This is a genomic window from Salipaludibacillus sp. HK11 (assembly GCF_047795645.1).
Classification (GTDB): Bacteria; Bacillota; Bacilli; order Bacillales; family Salisediminibacteriaceae; genus Salipaludibacillus.
This window is the reverse complement of record NZ_CP181045.1, coordinates 2,412,813-2,437,680: the sequence shown is the minus strand read 5'-3', so window position 1 is coordinate 2,437,680 and position 24,868 is coordinate 2,412,813. Positions and strand designations below refer to the sequence as shown.

Genomic DNA, 24,868 nt, shown 5'->3' with positions numbered 1-24,868 from the left:
TTCAAAAAGTAATGAATTACTAAAGAAATTAATGACATTTTGAAAACGTTTGAATGAATGATGACAAATTTAGTACTCTTAATATATAATAATGTATCTTAATATTTTTATGAGATTTATTTGTGGGGATGTAAGGGTGGTGAAGTAGGTGCGTGAATTCTTTAAAAAATACGTAAGTTCTATTAACAGTAATTGGGGTAGCCATTTTTATCGTAAAAGCTTTATTATCATTTTGTTTATTACTGCGATACCTGGGATTGTTGTTGGAACAGGTATCTACTTCATTGGTGTTAAAGAAGTAGAGAGGGAGTTACAGGAACTTCATACGACTCAGATTGATACTCGTGCAAAACACATCGATCAACAACTCAATTATTTGGAAGATGCTCTTTCTTATTGGGCATTTGAACCTCGTTTCAGCACAATGCTGCTTGATATTGATTTTTCATATGATTTTCTTGAAACACGTGATATAAAGCGAACTCTACTTACTTTACAAGGAAGTCATCCGCTTGTGGAGAGAGTGGAACTTTTTGTTGATCGTGACGATATCCCAATTTTATTTAGACCAAGTTATTCTGAAATCGAGGATAGTGAAAGACTGGACTATTATCAGACTTTTCTTAGAGAGGGACAGTATATTGATTGGACATTTATCCCTCCAGGCGAAGAGCAATTTGAAGAGTATGAACCTTTTTCATTACTATTAACACATAACATTCCTGGAGCGAGTCAACCTCCGTTCGGTTCATTAATTGTTAATATTAATTCACAGGCGCTCGTGCAGCAGATGGAAACGCTAACTCCTTACGAGAAAGGTGCTACTTTAATGTTGAATGAAGACGGAGAGGTACTATTTTCGTCGAATGATACAGAGTATGACAATTTTGTAAGCGTTTTACAAGATGGGGTAAATGCTTCAGAGTCAGGTAATTTATCTTTTCAGTTTGAGACGAAAGACGAAACTTTTACAGTTTCAACAGGTACGATGGATAGGATTAATCATGAATGGACATATGTGTCGGCAGCACCAATTTCGTCGATTACTTCCCCGATTGTTTTTATATCGCAAGTAATCATTGGATCGAGTTTATTATTGGTTGGTTTAGCTTTTATTTTGGCTTGGTTTGCCTCACGTAGAATTTATATGCCAATTAGAAAATTATCTGATCAATTATCTGAAAGTTCAACAGGTTGGGAAGACTCTTCGAAAGATGAATTAGAAATAATAGAAGAAAGGTGGCAGAAGTTAACGAATGAAAGAGTCACACTGCAAAAAAGGTTAACTGAACAAATACCGCAATTGAGACAGAACTTTCTTCATCAGTTGATGAACGGGTATCTGTATCATTACTCAGAGGATGAACTTAGGAAAAGGATGACGAATTATGGTTGGAATATGGAGAATAGAAAATTTATTGTGATTGATATTCAATTAACTGGATTACATGATTCTCCTATCGTTCTTGACAAGGATGAAAGTCTGGTCACGTTTACTTGTATGAATATTGTAGGGGAAGTGGCTGACGATTATTTTTCTCAGTTTACAATATTAAATCATTATGACTTATCTTTAAGTTTGTTTATTAACTATTCTTTTGAAGATAGTGAACGGGTTCATCGTTTTTCAGAAGAGGTAATGAGTAAGATTAATGAGCTAACAGAGATGAAAGTTACAGTTACGCAAAGCAATACAACAACAGAAACAAAAAAGATCCCTCATTTATTTGGAGAGGTTAGTCATGGCAAGCGTTACAGAGAATTTGAAAACAAAAACCAACTTATTGATTTAAGTGATACTAATGCTGTGAAAAATGAAAACAGAGTTTACTATCCTTTCGAAACTGAAAAGGAAATTATTCAATCTGTAAGAAGAGGTGAGTTAGAAGAGACCGAAAAACTGTTAAAGAAATTTATAGATGAGATTATTCAAAAAGGGGTACATGAAATCAATATACAACCTGGAATGATTCAGTTATACGGTAAAATCCAACATGAAATTTTGCATACTGGAATTCATCCTGGTCATCTTTTCACTGGGCGAAACTTACTTGAAGAGCTACAACAAATTAAGGAGCAACGGCATATGGTGGATTGGATGATGACAGAAGTTATTTGTCCGTTTATAAAAGTCTTAGAAGGACAGATGAATATTGAGACGAAACGAGATGTTGAACAAGTTGTTGCATATATGCAAAAGAACTATCATCACGATATTTCGTTGGAATCTTGTGCAGATGCAATTGGGACAAACTCTTATTCACTGAGCAAATCATTTAAGAAAATTAAAGGAGAAAATTTTATAGATTTCCTTACTCAACTAAGAATGGATGAAGCAAAAGAGTTGATTGTAAATACAGACTTAAAGATAAGTGATATTGCAGAAAAAGTTGGATATCGGCATAGTTATTTTAATCGGATTTTTAAAAAACAAACTGGGATTCCACCGAGCCAATTTCGTAAACTTCATAGAAAGGAGTAAATGCCAAAATGGATATAAGGGAGTTGCATGAACAAGCTTTTATGTATCCGGGAAAAGAGTATACTCCCATGCCTTTCTGGTTCTGGAACGATGATCTAAATGAAGATGAAATTCGCTTACAGATTAAAATGATGGATGAGAAGGGAGTTAATGGATTTGTTCTTCACCCACGAATCGGACTTCCCGATCATATTGAATACTTGTCAGACTTATTTTTTCACTATATTGTAATCGCTGTCGAAGAAGCGGAAAATCGAGATATGAGAGTGCTTCTTTATGATGAAGGCATGTATCCTTCAGGCGCCGCAAACGGACAAGTGGTTAAAGAAAATCAAACTTATCAGAGCAGAGGATTAAATATGGTGGTGGCATATTCTAATGAAGAACTAAGTGCAATCAGGAGTAGTTTAGCGGTAGAAGATCACTTAGTTTCTGTGCAAAAGGCTAAATATAATCGATCATTAAATTCTTTTGAAAAGGATTCTGTTGAATTGATGAATGATAGAGATAGTATAGATCTTCTCAATGAGGGAGAGAGCTTTTTCATATTCTATGAAACACCTACAGGTGGAACGATTAGAGGAATTCATCAAGATGAGGATGATGGAGAGGTAAATGCTCCGGCTTCAGCAGACTTATTAAATCCAGAAGCGGTTCTGACTTTTATTAGATTGACGCACGATACATATTATTCTTATTTAAAAAAATATTTTGGTAATACAGTGATTGGTTTTTTCACAGATGAACCCGATATTACAGGAAGAAATTCTAAAAAAAATGTCATACCTTGGAACGTTCATTTCACAGGTATGTTACATGATAATCAATGGATTAAGGAAAAAGATTTAGCTTTTTTATGGTTGAATAATGACAAGTATGGGCATTCGGTGAAACAGGACTACAGAAGACATGTAAAGGATCGTCTTAGTAATGTTTATTACAAACAGCTGTATGACTGGTGTGATAACAGAGGTATTTCTCTAACCGGCCATCCAGCTGACAGCGACGACATTGGTTTGATGAAATGGTTTCATATTCCTGGACAAGATGTCGTATGGCGATGGGTAGCCCCTGAAAAAAATTTATCTGTAGAGGGGATTCATTCTACAGCAGGTAAATGTTCGGCTGATGCAGCCAGACATAGGAAAAGGTGGAGGAATATCAATGAATTTTTGGGTGTATGTGGCAAGAAAAATGGTTGGGATCTGACTCCAGGTGATTATAAATGGTACATTGACTGGCTTGCTGTACGTGGAGTAAACATGTTTTGTCCTCATGCATTCTATTATTCTGTTAGAGGAAAGCTCCGCTCACATGAGAGGCCACCGGATGTAGGGTTTTACAACAGTTGGTGGCCTTACTATAAGCTTTTCACAAATTATATGAAACGTTTATCTTGGCTTATGACAGATAGTACGAATATGGCTAGGATAGCTATAGTATGTTCAGGTGATAACTTACCATGGAAAAAAGCTAAATTACTTTTTGAAAACCAAATTGAATTTAATTATTTAGAAGAATCGCTACTATTAAATGACTCGTTCGTACAAAATGATCACTTGTTTATAGGCGGACAAAAATATTCTACATTAATCGTCGAGGATCAAGAAATGCTCCTTCTAGAGACGATGATTAGACTGGAAAAGGTAAAGGGTGGAGGAGTTTCCGTTATTAACTGGGATACTGATACTATTACTGGTGATTTTGAAATAGTAGATTTACTAAGGGGGTGTGCTCAATTAGTATTAAAACCAGCATCATCGAGCATAAGGGTAAGTTCAGTAGTGAAAGATGGATACATTTATCATTTTTTAGTGAATGAAAATAATCGTAGCTATGATGGAAAAGCAGTATTCTCTGTAACTTCAGACGTTGAACTATGGGATCCATGGACAGAGTCGATGGAATGTGTACGTAAGGAATTGATAAAAAGAAAACAGGGAGTTCCTGTCTATTTAGAGCCAAACAGTTCAGTTATTTTAAAGGAAATGAAAAACTATTCTAATAAAGGTGAAGTGGTATCGATTAGTCACGATAATGAGGTGTCAATTTCCTCAACCGGATGGAAGATAATGAACATAGATCATCTTTTTGCCTATGATAAGCTAACTGACTGGAGTTCGTGGGAGAAAAGGGGCTTATTTTCAGGTACTCTTACTTATAAAAAGGTAATAACTTTGGACTCAGATAATGCTAATTATGCTCATACCATAGACGCAGGAGCGGTCTATGAAATTGCAGAACTTTATATTAATGATCAGTACATAGGTGTCAAAATGTGGGCTCCATATAAGTTTCATATACCTGAAATGGTGTTGAAACCTGGAATTAACTCGATTGAATTTAAAGTCACGAATAGCAAAGCGAATCAGATGGACCGAGTGAAACAAAAGTCAGGGCTCATCGGACCAATAAAATTAATCACATAGTTGTAAACTAGGGTGATTGTTGTTTGTTAAAGCCTCTTGCTTTTGTGTAGCAAATAGCGATAGATTTATTGTGTGTGATACAATAAAACCAAATAATGAGAACTAGGGTGAGTTAATGAATAAACAATTTTTTGTACTTAGCACTATTTGTATCATTTTCTTGCTTAGTGCTTGTGGTAATGATGATGATAATTTTAATGTACTATTTTTTACCGAAGAATTAAGCACATTAACGAATGTAAAAGAGATGGAAGAGTTGATAACTGATTCGGTACCAGCTATCGATGAAGAAAAATTTTCAGTTATATTTCACGTAGCATCTCCAGAAAAATTAATGGTTGAAATAGGTGGTCATCAAGGGGATCTTATCGTTGTTGATGAGCGTCTCTTAGCTTCAGCAATTAATCCTAATGGATTATACCCTTTAGATAATATTGCTCCTTTAGGGATAAAGGAGACGATGTCGGAACCTCATATTCAGAAAGACCCAGACACAGAAGAGTCACGTATTTATGCACTCCCAATAACAAACGAAGCAAAAGTCGTTCGTGAGCTTGGATTGGATCTAGAGGTTGAAATAGCTGGATTTGTACCAGTCTATGTTGATGATGAAGCGTTATCTATTGACTTGATGGAATATTTGACGAGACAAGAATAGTATTACTATTTTTGAGATGGGCAAAGGGAAGTGAAACCTTTTGCTCTTTTTATTGTGTGAGTTTAATCATTTGAGTAAACGAAATTGTTGACAAATTTATAACAACGTTGTTTAAGTCGTGATATAATTTGATAATTATAATACTCACCTTTGGAGTGATTTAAGTTTTGAAAAAAATGAATAAATTTTTAAATGGAAAAATGGCTTTTATAACACCAATCGTGTTATTTATTGGTATATACGCTTCAACTTGGATTGATGACTGGACAATGATTGTGCCGTGGTTGTTTATGATTATTACATTCGCTAGTAGTACAAAAATTGAAATACCTCAGTTAATCAAAACAATACGAAAGCCAATTCCAATACTTTTCTGCTTGGTAATTTTACAAGTAATTGTACCTGCTATAGCTTATATAATTGGAAGCGTTGTTTTTCCGAATGATCCTATGACGCTTGTTGGGATTGTCCTAGCATTTATTCTTCCCACTGCTATTGCAAGTTTAATATGGGTATCAATTTATGAGGGTGAAACGTCACTCGCTCTTACGATTGTATTTATTAACACGTTATTTGCACCGATTTTTATTCCATTAACGTTATACTTTCTCTTTCAAACTTCCGTCTCCTTTGATCTACCAGAATTAACGATTGGTCTTGTGCAAATGATTGTTATCCCATCTATATTAGGAATTGTCGTAAAGCATTTTACAAGTGGACAGTTTGTAAATCAACAAGTTCCGTTGGATTTGTTAGCAAAAATTTGCTTATTAACTGTTATTTTAATTAACGGCTCTGTCGTCGCCCCCTATTTTATCCCGTTACATTGGAATGTAATAATTATTACTTTAATTATTTTACTGATTTCAATGACAGCATATGTCATTGCTTTTACTGTATCGCAATTATTCCGGTTTTCAAATCTAGAGAGAATTTCTATCACTTTTTGTGCAGGGATGCGAAACATTGGTGTTGGGGCAGCATTAGCTATTGTTTATTTTCCCGCAGAAGTAGCATTACCAGTTGTGGTCGGTACTTTATTTCAGCAATTATTGGCTTCCGTTGTTGGCAAGTATATTATCTCTAGGGCTAAGAAAAGTGAAAATTAAGGCTTTTTTTTACTTCAAATAAAGACTCCAATACGCTTGAAACAATTAATATATAACATATATTCAGCTACCCTTACATACCTAACTAAATATTAAATATTTTATAATTTATAATTTCGACAAAAAAAGACAAAAAATGTTCTATATAACGATGCTGTATGTGCTCAAAAAAGTTTTTTGCATGTTATAATAAAGAAAATATTGTTTAGATAGGTGTAAATCTATGGAAGTTAAAAAATTATTGTTCTCTAGCTTACGGACTAAACTTCTTATCATGTTCATATTATTAACTGTCATACCGCTTATTTTTGTTGGCATGATTTCTTATGTTAAGTCAGTTGAAATTGTGTCTGAAAATGCAAAAGCTACAGCTGAAATCGAAGTTGCTCAGTTAAGTCAAGAGTTAGATGTCAAATTTCAAGATGCAATTAGATTTACTGAAATTACGAAGCAAGAAAGTACGATAAGTTTTTTGAATAACATAAACGAAGACACATATGAAGAAGCAAAATCTATCTTGAATATGTTTACTTTCTACCGCGAAATTATTCCATCTAGTGAAAATATCTTGGATGTGACTATTATAAGCCCAACAGGTCAAGCTATTAGTGAAAGTAGAGGAGTTTATGAGTTAGAAATTGTTCCATTACACGATCCTCAATATAACGAAGTATTGAAGCATCCTTCTTCGACGATTGTAACGAATACAATGGCAGGTGAAAAGAATGTTATTTCTATCACTAGACCTATTATTTGGGATATTACTTATGAAGTCATTGGATTCATTAATATTTTATTAGATGCTTCAGTTGTTGAAGATATTATTGAAGACTCTATGATCGGAGCTACAGGATCTCTTTTTATAACATCTGAACAAGAAGAACTTTTATTTTATTTAAAAAAAGATGAATCTATACCTCTTTCGGATTTTAATGATAGTCAAATAAATGAATTTAATATGTGGGAAAATGCATTAGATGATTCAGTATTCGTTATCAATCATACTTCGGATATGACAGGATGGAACCTTATAAGTTACCTCCCAGAGAGAGAAATCATGAATGATGCAAACGAGATTCGAAGTTTGATATTTGTAAGTGTGGTTAGTAGCATCTTTTTTACGATTACGCTATATTATTTTATTTCTTCTAAACTGATTCGTCCTGTACGTGATTTAAAAGAAAAGATGAAACTAGCTTCCTCAGGTAATCTAGATGCAAAAGTAGTGAATAAAAGTTCAGACGAAATAGCAGATTTGGGTCTCTCCTTTAATACGATGATCCTTAAAATTAAAATGCTCCTTCAAAAAAGCGTTGAAGAAGAGAAACAGCTAAAAAGAGCAGAATTAAGAGCATTACAGGCACAAATTAATCCCCATTTTCTTTATAATACGTTAGATACGATTATTTGGATGGCTGAAGACAAAAAAAGTAAAGATGTTATCAGTGTTACGAAAGCGCTATCACAATTTTTTCGAATTTCCTTAAGTAAGGGGAAAGATTTAATCACTATTGCCGAAGAGATTGAACACGTAGAAAATTACCTTATAATACAAAAATCAAGATATCGAGATATTTTGGATGTTACGATAAATATAAATGAAGAGATTCATCCCTTTATCATTTTGAAACTAACGCTTCAACCAATAGTAGAAAATGCAATTTATCATGGAATTAAAAATAAGCGTGGTAAAGGGTTATTATCTATTGAAGGTGGAATGAATTCTCAAGGAAATATTTATATCAACGTCGTGGATAACGGAATTGGTATGAATGACGAGCGTTTAAACGAAATTAGAAAGCAATTAACTCTTGAAATTCCTTTAAGTAATAATAAAGGTGGATTTGGAATGATAAACGTTCAACAAAGGATTCGCCTTTTTTATGGAGAACCTTTTGGTATAAACATTGAAAGCAATCATGGAATAGGAACTAAAGTTAGTCTTATCATTCCTGCAGAGAGGTGATCTTATGAAAAAGATCTTTTTAGTCGATGATGAAATCGTTGTTCGAGAAGGTATACGCAAATGTATTGATTGGAAAAAAGCTGGTTTTGAATATTGTGGTGATGCGTCTGATGGTGAAATGGCATTACCTTTAATTGATAAGTACCGCCCGGATATTATTATTACTGATATTAAAATGCCTTTTATGGATGGCTTAGAGCTAAGCCGAATACTCAAAGATAAGATGCCGTCTGTCAAAATTATTATACTTAGTGGTCATGACGAATTTGAATACGCAAGGAAAGCGATGCAAATCCAAATTAATGAATACTGCTTAAAGCCTCTTAGTTCAATAGATTTACTAGTAATTTTAGAAAAAGTCTCTTCACAAATTGATCAAGAAGAAATGGAGAGAAAACGTTTTAGCGATTTGGAAGACCAAGCTCTGCAAAGTATCTCGTATTCTAAAGATAAATATAAATTAGATTTATGCGAAGGGAAGTACTCAACTGCAGAAGCAATTAGTCAAGGTGAATACCTTGGAATTGATATTATTGCAAATGTTTATAGTACAATTCTTTTGGAGCATGATCGAAAAGAAATAGACTTTGTTGAATCGTTCATCAACCAATATCCTAATATTAATGTATCTAGAAATTCGAAAGAGAGAATTTTTATTATGAAGGGAGAATCAAGAGAAGAACTTGAATTGCAAGTATCAATGATTAGAAAGTATTTAGTTGACATAGCAAAGGAACATCCGGAATACGGTCTGTATTTTTTTATTGGAGAGGTGCATGAAAGGATTCAAGGTATTCAAATTTCTTTTGCTGAAGCTGAAAAAGAAAAAGTTAAACATATTTATTCTAGACACAATATAGAATTTGACGAAAAGGTTGAATTACAACAATTTGATCGAAAAGATTTAACTGATTTTCTAAAGGTAGGTAATAAAGGGAGTATACTTGATTTTTGCCTTTCTTATTCCACCTACCTTAAAGATTTAAAAGTACACAATCCTTTTTATTTCTATTATTTTTTAATGGACTTTACGACAACAATTAAACTATATATTAAAGAAGTGGATAAAGACTCAATCACTATACTTCATGAAATTAAGGTCTTAGAATCGAGAGTAAGAAGTATTAATGATTACGATCAAGTTGTCACATATATGAAAGAAATGTTAAATATTATATTCGAAGCTCGAGAACAATCTATTAGTAAATTTAGTCGCGTAATCGAAAAAACTAAGGATTATATCGTTAGACATCATAGTGATTCTCAGCTATCTCTTCAAAATGTTGCGAAACAAGTGAATATTAGCCCTTCTTATTTAAGTCACATATTTAGTCAGGAAACTGGTCAAACCATTATAGAATATTTAACGATGATTCGTATTGATAGAGCAAAAGAACTGCTAAAAACAACTAATGACAAAACTTATGAGATCGCTTACAAAGTTGGGTATAGTGACTCACATTACTTTTGTCACTTATTTAAAAAGATTACGGGAATGACGACGAAAAGTTTCAAAAATCAGGATCAAAAAGCTTCACTCTAAATATAGGTGGTGTAATATTTTATGAAGATGTTATTTCCGATGGCAGCTTGCCTTGTTTTATTAACAATTACAGTTTCGTGTAAATCTGTTGAAAACAATCAAGAAGACTTGAATACTCAATCGGTTAATGACATAGAAACTTCTACTACCAATGAAGAAAAACTTACTTTTGCTATCGTATATCCTGTAGCACATCCCTTCTTTGAACTAGTAACATTAGGCGCTAGGGAAATGGTAGAAAACATAGGGGAGGAAGTTGATATCGTCGTCCGTGCTCCTAACGTAGCTAGTGTTGAGGAACAACTCCAAATCATGGATAGTCTGATAAAGCAAAATGTGGATGGAATTGCGATAGGTCCTACAGATTCAGCTATATTGACACCGTTCATTAATAAAGCCATTGATGCCGGAATTAATGTCATTTGTTTTGATACTGATGCGCCAGAAAGTAACCGTGTTTCATATATTGGTACAGACAACTTGTCTGCTGGTGAGCACTTGGGGGAAGTTGTTGCTGAAGCGCTTGATTACGAAGGAGCTGTCATAGTTAGTTCAGGTTTATCAACTATGTTAAATCTCAATACTAGAATTGACGGAGTTATTGAAAAATTTAAAGAATATCCAGATATCGAGATAATGGATATTAGATATAGTGATGGAAATCCATCCAAAACATTAACAAATATTGAAGAAATGGTAGATGAATTTCCCGAATTCGATGCTTTAATAGGGATTGACTCATTGTCTGGGCCAGCAGCAGTTACAGTATGGAAAGCAAAAGGATTACAGGAAAAGAGTGTTATTACATTTGATGATTTACCTATGATACTTGATGGAATTGAAAATAATCATATAACAAGTACTATTTCCCAAAGTCAATATACGTGGGGAGAGTTAATTATAGAAAGTCTTTATGATTCCTATTTAGGTGAAGACATCGCACCTTATCAAATAACAGAAACAATAGAAGTTAATTCAACAAATATAGATGAGTATTTATTGACCGCAGATTAATCACATTAGTAAGTTTAATATTTACATTAAGATCGCGTATGTCTCAAAAGGATACGTGGTTTTTTGTATTTTAAGAATGTGTAACTTCGCTAAAGGATGAAAGTATAAGATAAACTAAGGCTTTCGCCATGGAGGACTTGGCGACAGGCCAAGTTTTTCTAATGTGAAAATTCACACTAATTGTAAAATATTATACTATCATCTAAAGAAATCGCACTATTCATTCTATATTGAAAAGAGACTGAAATATGTTGTATTTTTCTCGAAAATTATTCTATTACATATTTTGTGAAAGCGCTTTATAGTTAACTTAACGCTTATTAGATGGAGATATACTCTGTTAATTAGCGAACCATAAGGAGGGTTTAATTATTATGAAAAAATTATTTAAAGGAAGAGTCATTCTGTTTTTAGCATTGTTATTGCTACTCATGTTGTCAGCATGTGGTAATTCAAATGAAGAGGGTAGTGCAAATACAGACGATAATAACAATGCAGAAAATAACAACAATACTATGAACGAACCTGAAAACAATAATAATGAAGAAGAAGCAGCAGAAGAAGTGGAAGCGGATTCTGATGATCAACTAGTCATCGGTTTCTCACAAGTTGGGGCGGAAAGTGAATGGAGAACTGCGAATACGGCTTCCATTCAAGATGCTATTACTGACGCAGGTCATGAATTACAATTCTCAGATGGTCAGCAACAACAAGAAAATCAAATTTCTGCAATCCGTTCATTTATTTCTCAGGAAGTAGATGCGATTGTATTCTCTCCAGTAGTAGAAACAGGATTTGAAACTGTTATGCAAGAAGCAAAAGATGCAGGGATTCCAATCTTTTTAGCAGATCGAGCTGTTGATATTGAGGATGATTCCTTATGGGTAACATTTTTAGGGTCAGATTTTGTTGAAGAGGGACGTAAAGCAGCAAGATGGTTAGTTGAAGAAATGGCCGATCATGATGGTGAAATTAATATCGTTGAGTTACAAGGTACTGTTGGTTCTGCACCAGCAATTGATAGAAAGGCTGGTTTTGAAGAAGTACTAGAAGACCATCCTCAATTTGTGATAACTCAGTCTCAGACGGGTGATTTTACACGAACTGATGGGAAAGAAGTTATGGAGTCATTCTTAAGATCTGACGGAGACAATATCGATGTATTATATTCACACAATGATGACATGGCAATTGGTGCTATTCAAGCAATTGAAGAATATGGCCTTAAGCCAGCAGAAGATATTATTGTCATCGGTGTAGATGCCGTTAAAGGTGCATTTGAAGCGATGGTTGCTGGAAAAATGAACGTAACGATTGAATGTAATCCACAATTTGGTCCTCAATTAGTTGAATTAATTGAAGATCATATAGGTGGTGAGGAGTTACCTAAACGAATAGCTGTTGAGGAAGATATGTATACGATGGATCAAGCGGCCGATTTAATAGATTCTCGTCAGTACTAAACGAATTAATAAAAAATAAACTCTAATTGTCATGGGAGCCACTCTGTTCGTTTCTGAATAGAAGTGGCTCCATTTCAAAAAAAGAGAGTAAGGATGTCATAGAATGAGAGAAAAAACTCCTATACTTGTTATGGAAGGTATCACAAAAGTTTTTCCAGGAGTTAGAGCATTATCAAACGTATCATTTCAATTGTATTCAGGAGAAATTCATTCATTAATGGGGGAAAATGGAGCGGGAAAATCGACACTTATAAAAGTATTAACTGGTGTTTATCCACTTGATAAAGGAACTGTCACGTTAGAAGAAAAACCAATTATTGTGACTAATCCACTCCATGCCCAAGAATTAGGAATTAGCACAGTATATCAAGAAGTAAATTTATGCGCTAATTTATCGGTTGTTGAAAATATATTTATCGGCCGTGAAATCACAAAAAATGGTAGCATACAATGGAAAAAAATGAATACACGAGCGCGAGAACTTTTAGCTAAGTTAAGGTTGGATATTGATGTGACGAAAGAACTATCATCATACTCCGTTGCTATACAACAAATGATAGCAATAGCTAGATCCTTAAATGTATCATCAAAAGTCTTGATTCTTGACGAACCAACGTCCAGTCTTGATGTGAAGGAAGTGAAACAGCTTTTTGAAGTGATTAATCAGTTAAAAAAAGAAGGAATGGCGATTATTTTTATAAGTCATTTTCTTGATCAAGTGTATGAAATATCTGACCGAATTACCATTTTGCGAAATGGCGAATGTATTGGTGAATATAAAACGAAAGAACTTCCGAGGCTTGAATTAATTTCGAAGATGATTGGCAAAGAATTAGTACAGTTGGATTCAGAGATCACACAAGAAGATATCGAATTAAACTCAGATAATAATAATTTATTTTTAGAAGCGGTAGAATTGACCAAAAAAGGGAGCATCGAACCATTTAACTTGAGATTACATTCAGGTGAAATTTATGGTCTTGCAGGTCTGCTTGGTTCTGGGAGAACCGAATTAGCAAGATTACTATTCGGTGCAGATAAGGCGGATTCTGGAGTACTAAAAATAAAAGGAAAGACAACTCAGTTGAATACTCCAAAACAAGCGATACAAAATGGCGTGGCATTTTGCTCAGAAGACCGTAAAGCAGAAGGAATTATTCCTGACGTATCGATTAGAGGAAATATGATATTAGCTATCCAAGGAATGCAAGGTTGGTTTAACTATATTCCTTATAAGAGACAAGTTGAAATTGCAGATGAATACGTACGTTTATTGAATATTAATCCGCCGAATCCGGAACAGTTAATGAAGAATTTAAGTGGAGGGAATCAACAGAAAGTATTGTTAGCAAGATGGTTAATTACCAACCCAGATTTATTAATACTCGATGAACCAACGAGAGGTATTGATGTAGGTGCCAAAGCTGAAATACAAAAACTAATGATCTCATTAAAAGATAAAGGTAAATCGATCTTGTTCGTGTCATCAGAGTTAGAAGAAGTAGTGCGTACGTGTGGAAAAATTGCCGTTTTGAGAGATCGCAAAAAGATATCTGAAGAACGGAATGATGGGAAGATCGACCATCAGCATATTATGAAAAAGATTGCCGGAGGAAAACCATGATGAAATCTAGATTGTTTTGGCCGATAGTAGTTCTATTATTGTTACTTCTTATAAATTTTATATATAATCCTAGTTTTTTTGTTATTGAAGTAAGAAATGGAAATTTGACAGGAAGTCTAATTACTATTTTGAATCGGGGAGCTCCACTTATTTTAATTTCGATAGGAATGACACTAGTCATTGCAACTAAAGGAATTGATTTAGGTGTAGGTTCCGTTATTGCAATTTCGGGTGCTATGGCCGCGATGATAGTAGGAGGAAGTCTTGGAGATTCTGGGGGCTTGTTTCCGTTGTTTCTTGCCATTGCTCTAGCACTTGGACTTTCTGCAACTACGGGATTATGGAATGGCATGTTAATTTCTCGTCTCGGTGTTCAACCAATTGTAGCAACATTGATCTTAATGACAGCAGGACGAGGTGTTGCGCAACTTATTACAGGTGGACAAATAACTACAATTTATTATGCACCCTATTCTTTCATTGGTTCGGGCCATTTATTTATGCTGCCATTTTCTATTTATATCGTAGTGTTTGTTCTCTGTTTTGCACTATATATGACTCGAAAAACAGCTCTTGGTTTATTTATTGAATCAGTAGGAGGTAATCCGTTAGCAAGCCGTTTATCTGGAATTAGTTCAAAGAATATTATTTTAATGGTTTATATGTTCTCTGGTTTATGCGCTGGTATAGCTGGGTTAATTTTAAGTTCTAATGTCGCTAGTGCAGATGGAAATAATGCTGGTCTTTGGTATGAATTGGATGCCATATTAGCCGTAGTCATTGGTGGAACCTCGTTGATGGGGGGAAGGTTTTTCATAATGGGAACGGTGATAGGCGCTCTGATCATTCAAACGTTGACAACAACAATATATGCTCTTGGGATCAATGCTGAATCTATTCTTGTCGTAAAAGCGCTTGTTGTGTTAATTGTATGTCTATTACAATCTCCAGAATTTAGAAAAACAATTTCAGGTTTATTTCCTTCTCGAAAAAGACTTAAAGATAAGGGAGTGAATCATCATGAATCGCTTTAAAATAAATAATAGAATGATCCCTTTAGTAGTTACACTGATGTTATTTGCGCTCATGTATTCATTTGGATTGATAAGGTATTCTAATTTTACTTCTCCCCAAGTTTTTTTCAACCTATTTATTGATAATGCTTTTTTAATTATCGTTGCTGTCGGAATGACGTATGTGATACTTTCTGGCGGAATTGATCTATCTGTTGGGTCAGTCATTGCTCTCACTAGTATGGTAACAGCAAGTTTACTTTTGTCTGGACTTTCTCCCTTCATTGTCATTCCATTAGCATTAATGGTAGGTCCTTTACTAGGGTTTCTTATGGGATGTTGTATTCACTTTTTTAATTTACAACCTTTTATAGTCACGCTAGCGGGAATGTTTCTGGCTCGTGGGTTAGCCTTTTTAATTAGTGTTGAAACTATCGCCATTAATAATGATTTTTTTCAATTTATGGCAAGTACAAGAATCCCTATTGGTGATTATTTTATTTCCATTAGTGTTGTCATTGCATTAATTGTCGTTTGTGTAGCAATATTTGTTGCTCACTATACAAAATTTGGCCGAAATGTTTATGCTATTGGGGGAAGTGAACAATCTGCGTTGTTAATGGGACTTCCTGTAGGAAGAACAAAAATTCTAGTTTACACAGTAAGTGGCTTTTGTGCTTCTCTAGCAGGATTAGTTTTTACTTTTTATATGTTATCTGGCTATGGATTACATGCAAATGGTTTAGAACTGAACGCGATTGCTGCAGTAGTTATCGGAGGCACATTGTTAACTGGTGGAGTTGGTTATATGGCTGGAAGCGTTGTTGGTGTTCTTATGTTAGGGACAATCCAGTCGCTTATTGCTTATGAAGGATCTTTAAGTGCATGGTGGACAAGAATTGCGATTGGACTATTATTATTGTTGTTTATTGTGCTCCATAGGCTGATTGTTTTAAGAGAGGAAAAAAAGAAGGATACTATAACTCTTAAAAATGAAGATAGTAATGATCGGGTATCATAAATGAACATTTCCTAATAATTAGATTTGTCCCCTCTAATTATTAGGAGAACCTTTAATAAACAAGCTTTTCTGGCTATTTTTATAAAATGCTGTTTATAGGGGGGCGCATCGCTGAAAGCAAAATGGCAATTTGATAAAAATACTGAGCCGTTGACTTGCAAAGATCTTTGCTGTTAATAAAACCATATTACGCCTTATTTATTCTGATTATTCAGTTAATTCAAGGAGGGATTTTCAAATCTAATGAAGCGATATTGAAGGGAGGGATCAAACATACTACATGAACTAAACTGAACATGAAGGAGGGGAAAGAATGAAACGTAAAAGTAGGACAAAGTATATGTCGATGTTTTTGACTATTTTGATGGTATTGTCCCTACTCCCAGTGCAAGCGATACAGGCAGTAGAATTTGAGGGAACAGAAGAGGGTTTGGTTGCTCACTATGACATGACAGCATCGGAAAGTAAATTAATCGATGTGACGAACAATGGATTTGATGCAGATTATGTAGGATTTGAAGAGGGGGATTTCGTAGAAGAAAATAGTGAAGCGATTCTAAACTTCACTGGAGATCCATCCAAATATGTGGAATTACCACAAGGACTTATCGAAGATGAAACCTTCACGATTGAGACAACATTTAGTACAAGCACAGAGGCGAATCATTGGCTATATAACCTAGGGACTCAAAGAGCTGATTGGCCGAATGTAACTAATTATGTTTTTTTTAATCCGAAACAGCAGGGGGGAAATGTTCGATTTGGATTAAAAGATGCGGAAAATGAGGTTCTTTTTCAAGAGGCGACCCTCGCTGATGGAGAATATCATACATTTACAGCGAGTTTTGCAGAAGGCATTGTCTCCTATTATATAAATGGAGAATTCACAGGCGAAACGACGCATACGTACTCAATTATAGACATACTTGATGAGGGCGTGGATGCAGATTCAGATTATATTGGATTTATTGGCAGATCGCTATATAATCCTGACCCAGCATTTACAGGAAATTTAGCTGATTTCAAGGTATATAACTACGCACTAACGGAAGAAGATATAAATGAAGTGAACGTAACGGGTGTTTCCCTTGATCAAGAAACAATTACATTGACAGAAGGAGAAACGGTACAACTAGGAGTAACAGTTACTCCAGAAGATGCAACGAATAAAGGTGTTGAATGGACAAGTAGTGATGAGAATATAGTAGCGGTAGACGACAGTGGAAATATCACTGCACAAAATACTGGTAGTGCACAAATCATTGTGACGACAATAGATGGTGGTTATAGCGCGACTAGTGTAGTAAGTGTCGAAAAACCGAGCCCACCGCTTTCAGCTGAAAATATTTTACATTATGATATGAAAACGACTGAAGAAAATAGTGGACAACCCATAATCAAAGACGTTTCTGGAAGTGAGGTTTCGTTTGACGGGGCGTTTAAAAATCCGGAAAATGGGCAACTCGTCCAAAATGATGATGTCGGTTACGTCGGTTTCGACGGTGGAAGTTCAAATTCCAATAGTGGATATATTGAAATTCCGAAGGGAACGGACGGTGAAGATCTGCTAAACGGCATAGAAGATGTGACAGTTTCTACCCTTGTAAACTGGGATAATGATGGTCAGAACCGTTGGATTTTTGGGTTAGGAAGGGTAGATAGCGATATCGAGTACGGCAATGGTTATTTTTTTGTTACGCCAAGACATGGTATTAGCAACAGTAACGTTGCTGCAACAGGTATATCAGATAGTGGTTGGAGAGGTGAAACTCTTATAAGAAGTACTGAAAGTTTACAAGAAAGAGATTGGGAAGTTGTTACTGTAGTCTTTTCAGGATCTTCAGATTCATTGACATTATATGTTAACGGCGAAGAAGTCGCTTCAGGTTCTGCTGGAGGACAAGCACTAGAAAATATCATAGATCTATCATCTGATTTTTCAGGTTTTATTGGAAAATCGATTTTTGGAAACGATCCTTATTTCAAAGGAATGATAGGAGATTTCCGTGTTTATGATGGAGCACTAACGGACGAAGAAGTTGAGTTTTTGTACGATGAAACGGCAGAAAAAGTTGACCTAATTGGTGAGTTAGTTATAAACGACGCCAAAGACTCTCTAAATATCTCAGACTATTTAGCAGCAGGAGATGAAAATATAGATGAAATTACGAGAAATTTGGCACTACCAACAATAGGAAAACATGGCGTAAAGATAGCATGGACCTCAAGCGATTCAGATGTAATTCAAGATGATGGAACAGTAATTCGACCAGGTGTTAATGATTCAGACGCAACAGTAGATCTTACTGCGACTCTTTCATATGCAGGATTTACTTCAGAAAAAATGTTTAGTGTTGTCGTATTAAAAGAGTTTGGGGATCAACAACGAGCAGATTTAGATGCAGCAAATATAGTTATTTACAACCAAGACCAGGTTAAAGGAAATCTGAGATTACCTATTACTGGAGAACATGGTTCGACAATTACGTGGGAATCATCAAATCCAGAAATTATTAAAGGTTCAGAAGAAGCAGGTGATGATGATCTGAAACTTGGTTGGGTAACACGTCCGGATGCGGATACTGCAGTTAAATTAACTGCAACGGTATCAAAAGGTGCTGAACAAACAGAAAAAATATTTGACGTTCAAGTTTTAGAAGCACCTGGCGAAATAGACTATGATGCTTACTTCTTTTCTTATTTTACTGGAGAGTATGAAGGTGGAGAAGAAATTTCATTTGCAACAGCCGAAGACCCTCTAAATTGGAGAGCACTGAATAATGGGCAATCAGTTATTCAATCAACGATGGGTGAAGAGGGATTGAGAGATCCATTTATTATGAGATCTCCTGAAGGTGATAAGTTTTATATGATTGCAACAGATTTAAAAATGGGTGAGAGTACGAATTTTGACCAAGCGCAAATTACAGGAAGTCATTCTCTTATGATTTGGGAATCAGATGATCTTGTGAATTGGAGCGACCAAAGAATGGTAGAAGTTGCTCCAGAAAATGGTGGTAATACGTGGGCACCTGAAGCTTGGTATCACGAACCAACGGGTGAATATGTAGTCTTTTGGGCTTCTTCGATGAAAAACGAAGATACTTACGGAGATTATCCAAACGGTAGACCATCAGGACAGTACAATGTTATGTATTATGCGACAACAAGAGATTTCCATACATTCTCTGAACCGAAAGTAATGATTGATGAAGGTTTTCCTACAATTGACGTATCGTTTATTGAAAATGAAGGAACACTTTATCGATTCACTAAATCGGAAGTAGGGTTCAAAGTTTATTACGAAAAAGCAGATGACTTTTATTACGATGCCGATGGTATTGTCGATAATGGATTTCAATTTGAACCTGTTCCAGGGACAAGAGATGGAAATCGCGGATTAATAGGTCATGGCGGTAATAATGAGGGTCAGACGATATTTAAAGACATTCATTCAGATGAAGACAAGTGGTATTTGTTCTTAGATTCATGGCCATACCATGTTCGTTGGACAGATGATTTAGAAGATGGGCAACAATTAGTTAATAATCTTATAGAAGATTCCGGGTATGCGCTTCCTCCAGGACCTCGTCATGGAACTGTCATGCCGATTACACGTGCTGAGTATGATGCGCTACAAGAAGAATATGCTTTACCAGCACCAGAAGCTTCCGGTGAGCCAGTTGTTCATTATTCATTTAACCCTGAAGATGTTGAGGGAACGACGGTAAAAGATATTTCCGGTAATGGATTTGATGCTCAATTAATTGGTGGAGCAGAAATTACAACTGAGGATACAGTAGGAGAGTCGGTTGGAGCGGTTGAACTTGACGGTGAAACAGGTTATGTGGAACTTCCAGAGAATCTAATAAGTGATTTAGATTTGGAAAGCATGACAATGTCTACATGGGTCAAAGTAAAAGGAAACCAAGCAAATCAACGTATTTTTGACTTTTCTTCAGAAACAGGTAGAAACGTAAATCGAAACACGATGTATTTAAGTACTCAAGGAGATTCCGGGAATTTGGAGTTTGCTATTGTTACTCCGTTTACTGAGAAATTTTCTAATCAAAATACGCTTTTGGGTAGTAACTACAAATATGCTTTAAGAGATTCAAGAATATCAACAAATCAATGGCAACATATAGCAATAACAATCGAAGGATTCGATGCCGTAATGTATCTTAATGGTGAAGAGGTATCGAGAAGCTCGACATACAATGTTGAACCTAGAATGTTATTGGAGACAACAATGAATTATTTAGGGAAATCTAGAAGAGACTCCCATAATTTATTTGATGGGATCTTCGATGAATTCCAAGTATATAATCGAGCACTTTCAAGTGGTGAAATCAAAACATTGGCTGATGAAGAATTTATAAATCCGATTGAAGAACCTGGCGATGGAGACAAAATTCTTCATTACGAGATGAACAATATCGATGGTACAACTGTGCCAGATACGACAGGTAATTATGATGCTGATTGGATCAATCCAGAAAATTCTGAGTGGATTAGAGGGGAAAATACCGGGGCGATTAGCTTTGATGGGGGCACCACTTCTTCTTACATTGAAATGCCAGAAGGTGTTCTTGATGGGCTTGAAAGTGTAACCGTTTCCTCGTTGGTAAACTGGAAAGGGAATAATCAAGCTGAGTGGATTTTCGCATTAGGTCAAGATAGTGATAAATATTTCTACGTGACACCTAGTCGGAATTCCGGTAACAATTCTGCGCGCCTTGGTTTAGGAATTACAAGCTGGCAAAATGAAGCAGCGGCTAATGGCACTACAGGTACATTAGATTCCGATAATTGGAAGGTTGTTACGGCTGTGATGGATGGTGAAGAGGAAACATTAACGCTTTATATTGACGGCGTGGAAGTTGGAACTGGTTCTACAAACGGTTACACGTTAGAAGAAATCAACAATGCCAATGGTAGAAGTGGATTTATTGGTAGATCGTTCTATGCAAGTGATCCATACTTTGGTGGGATGATTGCTGATTTCCAAGTGTATAACGATGCATTATCTGCATCCGAAGTAAGTGATTTACAAGAAGGTATGGATGAAAAGATTGCTGAGATGAATGGGTTCATCCTCGAGTATGTTGCAAATCAACTTGATTACGAGTTTTTTATGAATAATAATGAGAACAAAGATGAACTAACAAGTCATTTATTATTCCATACGTCGGGTGATTATGATACTTCGTTAACATGGGAATCAAGCAATCAAGATATCATTTCAAACGACGGCACCGTAACGAGACCTTCTTATGAGGAAGGTAGTCAGGAAGTTGTCATTACAGTGACAATATCTGACGGTACAAATTCGGTTGAGAAAGAATTTACAGTAACGGTGTTTAGATTACCAACAGATTCTGAGGCTATGATCAATGATGCAAAGGATTTGAAAGTTTATAACATTAATGATGTTCGTGGAAACTTGACCTTACCTACTACTGGAGAGAACGGTTCAACGATCACATGGGATACTGCTGATTCGTCTGTGATCACGACAACAGGAGAGGTTTATCGTCCAGCGTATGGTAGTGGGGATGTGACAGTTAGGTTAAACGCTACAATCACACTGAATGACGAATTGATTACAAAGTCATTTTTAGCAACCGTAAAAGAAATGCCAGAAAAAGTCGATTATGAAGGATACCTCTTTAGCTATATGAGAGGGGAAGGTCGTTCTGATGGCGAGCAAATTTTCTTCTCCTTAAGTGAAGGAAATGATCCGCTAAACTATCAAGCATTAAATAATAATAATCCAGCGATTATCTCAGAATTAGGGGAAGAAGGGTTGAGAGATCCATTTATCATTCGTTCACCAGAGGGTGATAAGTTCTATATGATCGCTACTGATTTAAGAATTTATGGAAATCATGACTGGCATAGAGCTCAGACTAGAGGAAGTAGGTCGATTATGGTTTGGGAATCTACCGATCTAATTAATTGGTCTGAACAACGAATGGCAGAAGTTGCACCATCAGAAGCTGGGAATACATGGGCACCGGAAATATATTACGACGATACAACGGGCGAATATATTGTCTTCTGGGCTTCTAAACTTTATGAAAATGAAGCTCAAAGAAACTCAGGTGCAACGTACAATCGAATGATGTATACAAAAACGAGGGATTTCCATACGTTTACCGAGCCTGAAATTTATATAGACTATGGGTACTCTGTTATTGATACGACGATGTTAGAACATGATGGCAAAATCTATCGATTCCATAAAGATGAAAGAAATAATTCCACTGAAGCACCAGATGGAAAATATATTTTCCAAGACGTAGGGGATTCGATTTTAGATGAGAATTTTGAACTCATCAAAAGAAGTGTTGGACGTGATTATGTTGGCCATACAGAAGGACCAATCATTTTCAAATCGAACACAGAAGAAAAATGGTACCTATTTGTGGATGAATTTGCACAAAGAGGCTATGTGCCGTTAGAATCCACGGACTTAGATTCTGGAGAGTGGACGGAGCCGAGTAGCTATAGCTTCCCATCAGGAATCCGACATGGATCTGTGTTACCAGTAACAAAAGCAGAACATGAGCGTTTAATGGAAAATGTGCCTAGTGTGGAGGAACCTAGTACAGAAATCACTGTTACAGGAGTCACGCTAAATGAAGAAACAGTTACGCTGTCAGCTGGAGAAGAAGTCGAATTGGTGGCGACAGTGACACCTGAAGATGCAGAGAATAAACATGTAACTTGGTCAAGCAGTGATGAAGACGTTGCTGTAGTAGATGAAAATGGAAAGGTAACAGCACTTCGAGAAGGATCAGTTTACATTACTGTTACGACAGTAAATGGTGGTTATATGGCAGTAAGCAGTGTCACAGTTGAAGGAGAAGTAATTCCAGAAGTAAACACGGAAGAACTTGAGAGCCTACTAGACACAGCAAAAGCTTACACAAATGAAGGAGAATATACAGAAGAATCGTTTGCTAGCTTACAGTCAGGAATTGCAGAGGCTGAAGAAACACTTGCAAATGAAGAAGTGACGCAAGAAGATATCGATGCAGCTGTAACAGCCTTGCAAGCAGCAATCGATCAGTTAGAAGCAGCAACAGACCCAGATCCAGTCTTGAAAGATGGATATACAGGTGAAGAAGTTGTGACTCTGAAACAAAACTTATCGCAATTAGGATTTGGGAATTTCCCAGCTTCTCCATCAGAGCGATTTGGTCCTGTGACAGAATCGGTTGTCCGTTCCTTCCAGCATTACTTTGGACTTGAAGCAACGGGTATGGCAGGAGAAGAAACATTATCGCTTATCGATGAGATTTTAAATTCGATTTATACCGATGGAAATACAGCACCTGAAATCAGAGACTTGAAGCTAGATTTGACGCTTCTTGGATTTGGAAATTTCCCGATGGATCCATCGGAAAACTATGGACCGGTAACGATGGGGGTTGTGAGTGACTTCCAAGCAGCTAATCAACTAGTTGTCAGCGGCATTGCCGATCCTGTGACGCTTGCGTTACTAGCGGAACAAGTGGATGCCTTGACGCTTGATGTTCCTTATAAAGACGGGGACACTGGCCAAGAGATCGTCACACTGAAAGAGAACTTAACACTATTAGGATTTGGCAATTTCCCAACATTACCATCGGAGCATTTTGGTCCTGTGACGGAGTCTGTGGTCGTTGCGTTCCAAAATTACTTTGGATTAGATGTATCAGGTGAAGCCGATCAAACGACACTCGACTTGATAGACGAGATTTTGAACGGCATCTATACAGATGGAAACTCAGCATCTGAAATCAGAGACTTAAAGCTAGATTTGACGCTTCTTGGATACGGTAATTTCCCGACGGATCCATCGGAAAACTATGGACCGGTAACGATGGGCGTTGTGAGAGCGTATCAAGAAGCGAATGATCTTGTCGTTAGCGGCATCGCAGATCCAGTGACCTTAGCGCTGCTCGCGGAACAAGTAGACGAAATCAAGCTTGACGTTCCATATAAAGACGGAGATGTCGGCTATGAGATTTTCCTTCTTAAATTAAACTTAACACAATTAGGATTTGGGAATTTCCCATCGTCTCCTTCTGACGTGTATGGTCCCGTGACAGAAGCGGTCGTCAGTTCGTTCCAAGTTTACTTCGATCTTGAAGTGACGAGAGAAGCGAATCAGGAAACACTAGATCTGATGGATGAGATCTTAAACTCCGTCTACACAGACGGAAAGTCTGCACCAGAAGTGAAAGACATGAAGCTAAAATTGACTTCCTTGGGCTATGGCAACTTCCCTTCGGATCCGTCTGAAAACTACGGACCGGTGACGATGGGCGTCGTCAGAGATTTCCAACAAGCAAATGACTTAATAGTGAGTGGGATTGCAGATTACGTGACCTTAGCGAAACTAGATTCATTGTCTGAATGAACGAGTAAGAAAAAGAAGACGAAATGGGCAACTAGCTTTCAAGTAACTTGAAAGCTAGTAAAACCAATAGTAACGATCCTTAGAGAAAACAAAATACGATATTCATATCAGGACACATGAATTAGCATCTACG

12 protein-coding genes are annotated in these 24,868 nt (G+C 36.1%); all 12 read left to right on the top strand.

Annotated elements, in window-relative coordinates; genetic code table 11:
• The first annotated feature begins 148 nt into the window (after positions 1 to 148).
• Entirely contained in the window at positions 149 to 2,482 is a 2,334-nt protein-coding gene (locus ACM26V_RS11900) for a helix-turn-helix domain-containing protein (RefSeq protein WP_416151626.1), read from the top strand.
• A gap of 8 nt (positions 2,483 to 2,490) precedes the next feature.
• The gene (locus tag ACM26V_RS11895; protein ID WP_416151625.1) at positions 2,491 to 4,911 is read left to right on the top strand and encodes a glycosylhydrolase-like jelly roll fold domain-containing protein; all 2,421 of its coding nucleotides are present in this window, start codon (positions 2,491 to 2,493) and stop codon (positions 4,909 to 4,911) included.
• 115 nt (positions 4,912 to 5,026) lie between these two features.
• Positions 5,027 to 5,569 carry a hypothetical protein gene (locus ACM26V_RS11890; RefSeq protein WP_416151624.1) on the top strand — a complete coding sequence of 181 codons (543 nt, stop codon included), beginning with the start codon at positions 5,027 to 5,029 and terminating at the stop codon, positions 5,567 to 5,569.
• Positions 5,570 to 5,745: 176 nt separating this feature from the next.
• A complete protein-coding gene (locus ACM26V_RS11885) occupies positions 5,746 to 6,678 on the top strand; it encodes a bile acid:sodium symporter family protein (RefSeq protein ID WP_416151623.1) in 933 nt (310 codons plus the stop codon).
• Between the two features lie 223 nt (positions 6,679 to 6,901).
• Positions 6,902 to 8,644 (top strand): sensor histidine kinase, encoded by a 1,743-nt coding sequence (locus ACM26V_RS11880; protein WP_416151622.1) that lies wholly within the window; start codon positions 6,902 to 6,904, stop codon positions 8,642 to 8,644.
• Positions 8,645 to 8,648: 4 nt separating this feature from the next.
• Entirely contained in the window at positions 8,649 to 10,187 is a 1,539-nt protein-coding gene (locus ACM26V_RS11875; protein ID WP_416151621.1) for a response regulator transcription factor, read from the top strand.
• A 21-nt stretch (positions 10,188 to 10,208) separates the two neighbouring features.
• On the top strand, positions 10,209 to 11,201 hold the full coding sequence (locus ACM26V_RS11870; protein WP_416151620.1) for a sugar ABC transporter substrate-binding protein: 993 nt from the start codon (positions 10,209 to 10,211) through the stop codon (positions 11,199 to 11,201).
• A gap of 374 nt (positions 11,202 to 11,575) precedes the next feature.
• Positions 11,576 to 12,664 (top strand): ABC transporter substrate-binding protein, encoded by a 1,089-nt coding sequence (locus ACM26V_RS11865; RefSeq protein WP_416151619.1) that lies wholly within the window; start codon positions 11,576 to 11,578, stop codon positions 12,662 to 12,664.
• A gap of 103 nt (positions 12,665 to 12,767) precedes the next feature.
• Positions 12,768 to 14,288: a sugar ABC transporter ATP-binding protein gene (locus ACM26V_RS11860; RefSeq protein WP_416151618.1), complete on the top strand. Its 1,521-nt coding sequence runs from the start codon at positions 12,768 to 12,770 to the stop codon at positions 14,286 to 14,288.
• A complete protein-coding gene (locus ACM26V_RS11855) occupies positions 14,285 to 15,322 on the top strand; it encodes an ABC transporter permease (protein ID WP_416151617.1) in 1,038 nt (345 codons plus the stop codon). Before ACM26V_RS11860 ends, ACM26V_RS11855 begins: the two co-directional genes overlap by 4 nt.
• The gene (gene yjfF / locus ACM26V_RS11850) at positions 15,309 to 16,322 is read left to right on the top strand and encodes a galactofuranose ABC transporter, permease protein YjfF (protein ID WP_416151616.1); all 1,014 of its coding nucleotides are present in this window, start codon (positions 15,309 to 15,311) and stop codon (positions 16,320 to 16,322) included. Before ACM26V_RS11855 ends, yjfF begins: the two co-directional genes overlap by 14 nt.
• Before the next feature lie 313 nt (positions 16,323 to 16,635).
• Positions 16,636 to 24,735, top strand: a complete 8,100-nt coding sequence (locus ACM26V_RS11845) for an immunoglobulin-like domain-containing protein (protein ID WP_416151615.1) — start codon at positions 16,636 to 16,638, stop codon at positions 24,733 to 24,735.
• Positions 24,736 to 24,868: the final 133 nt, after the last annotated feature.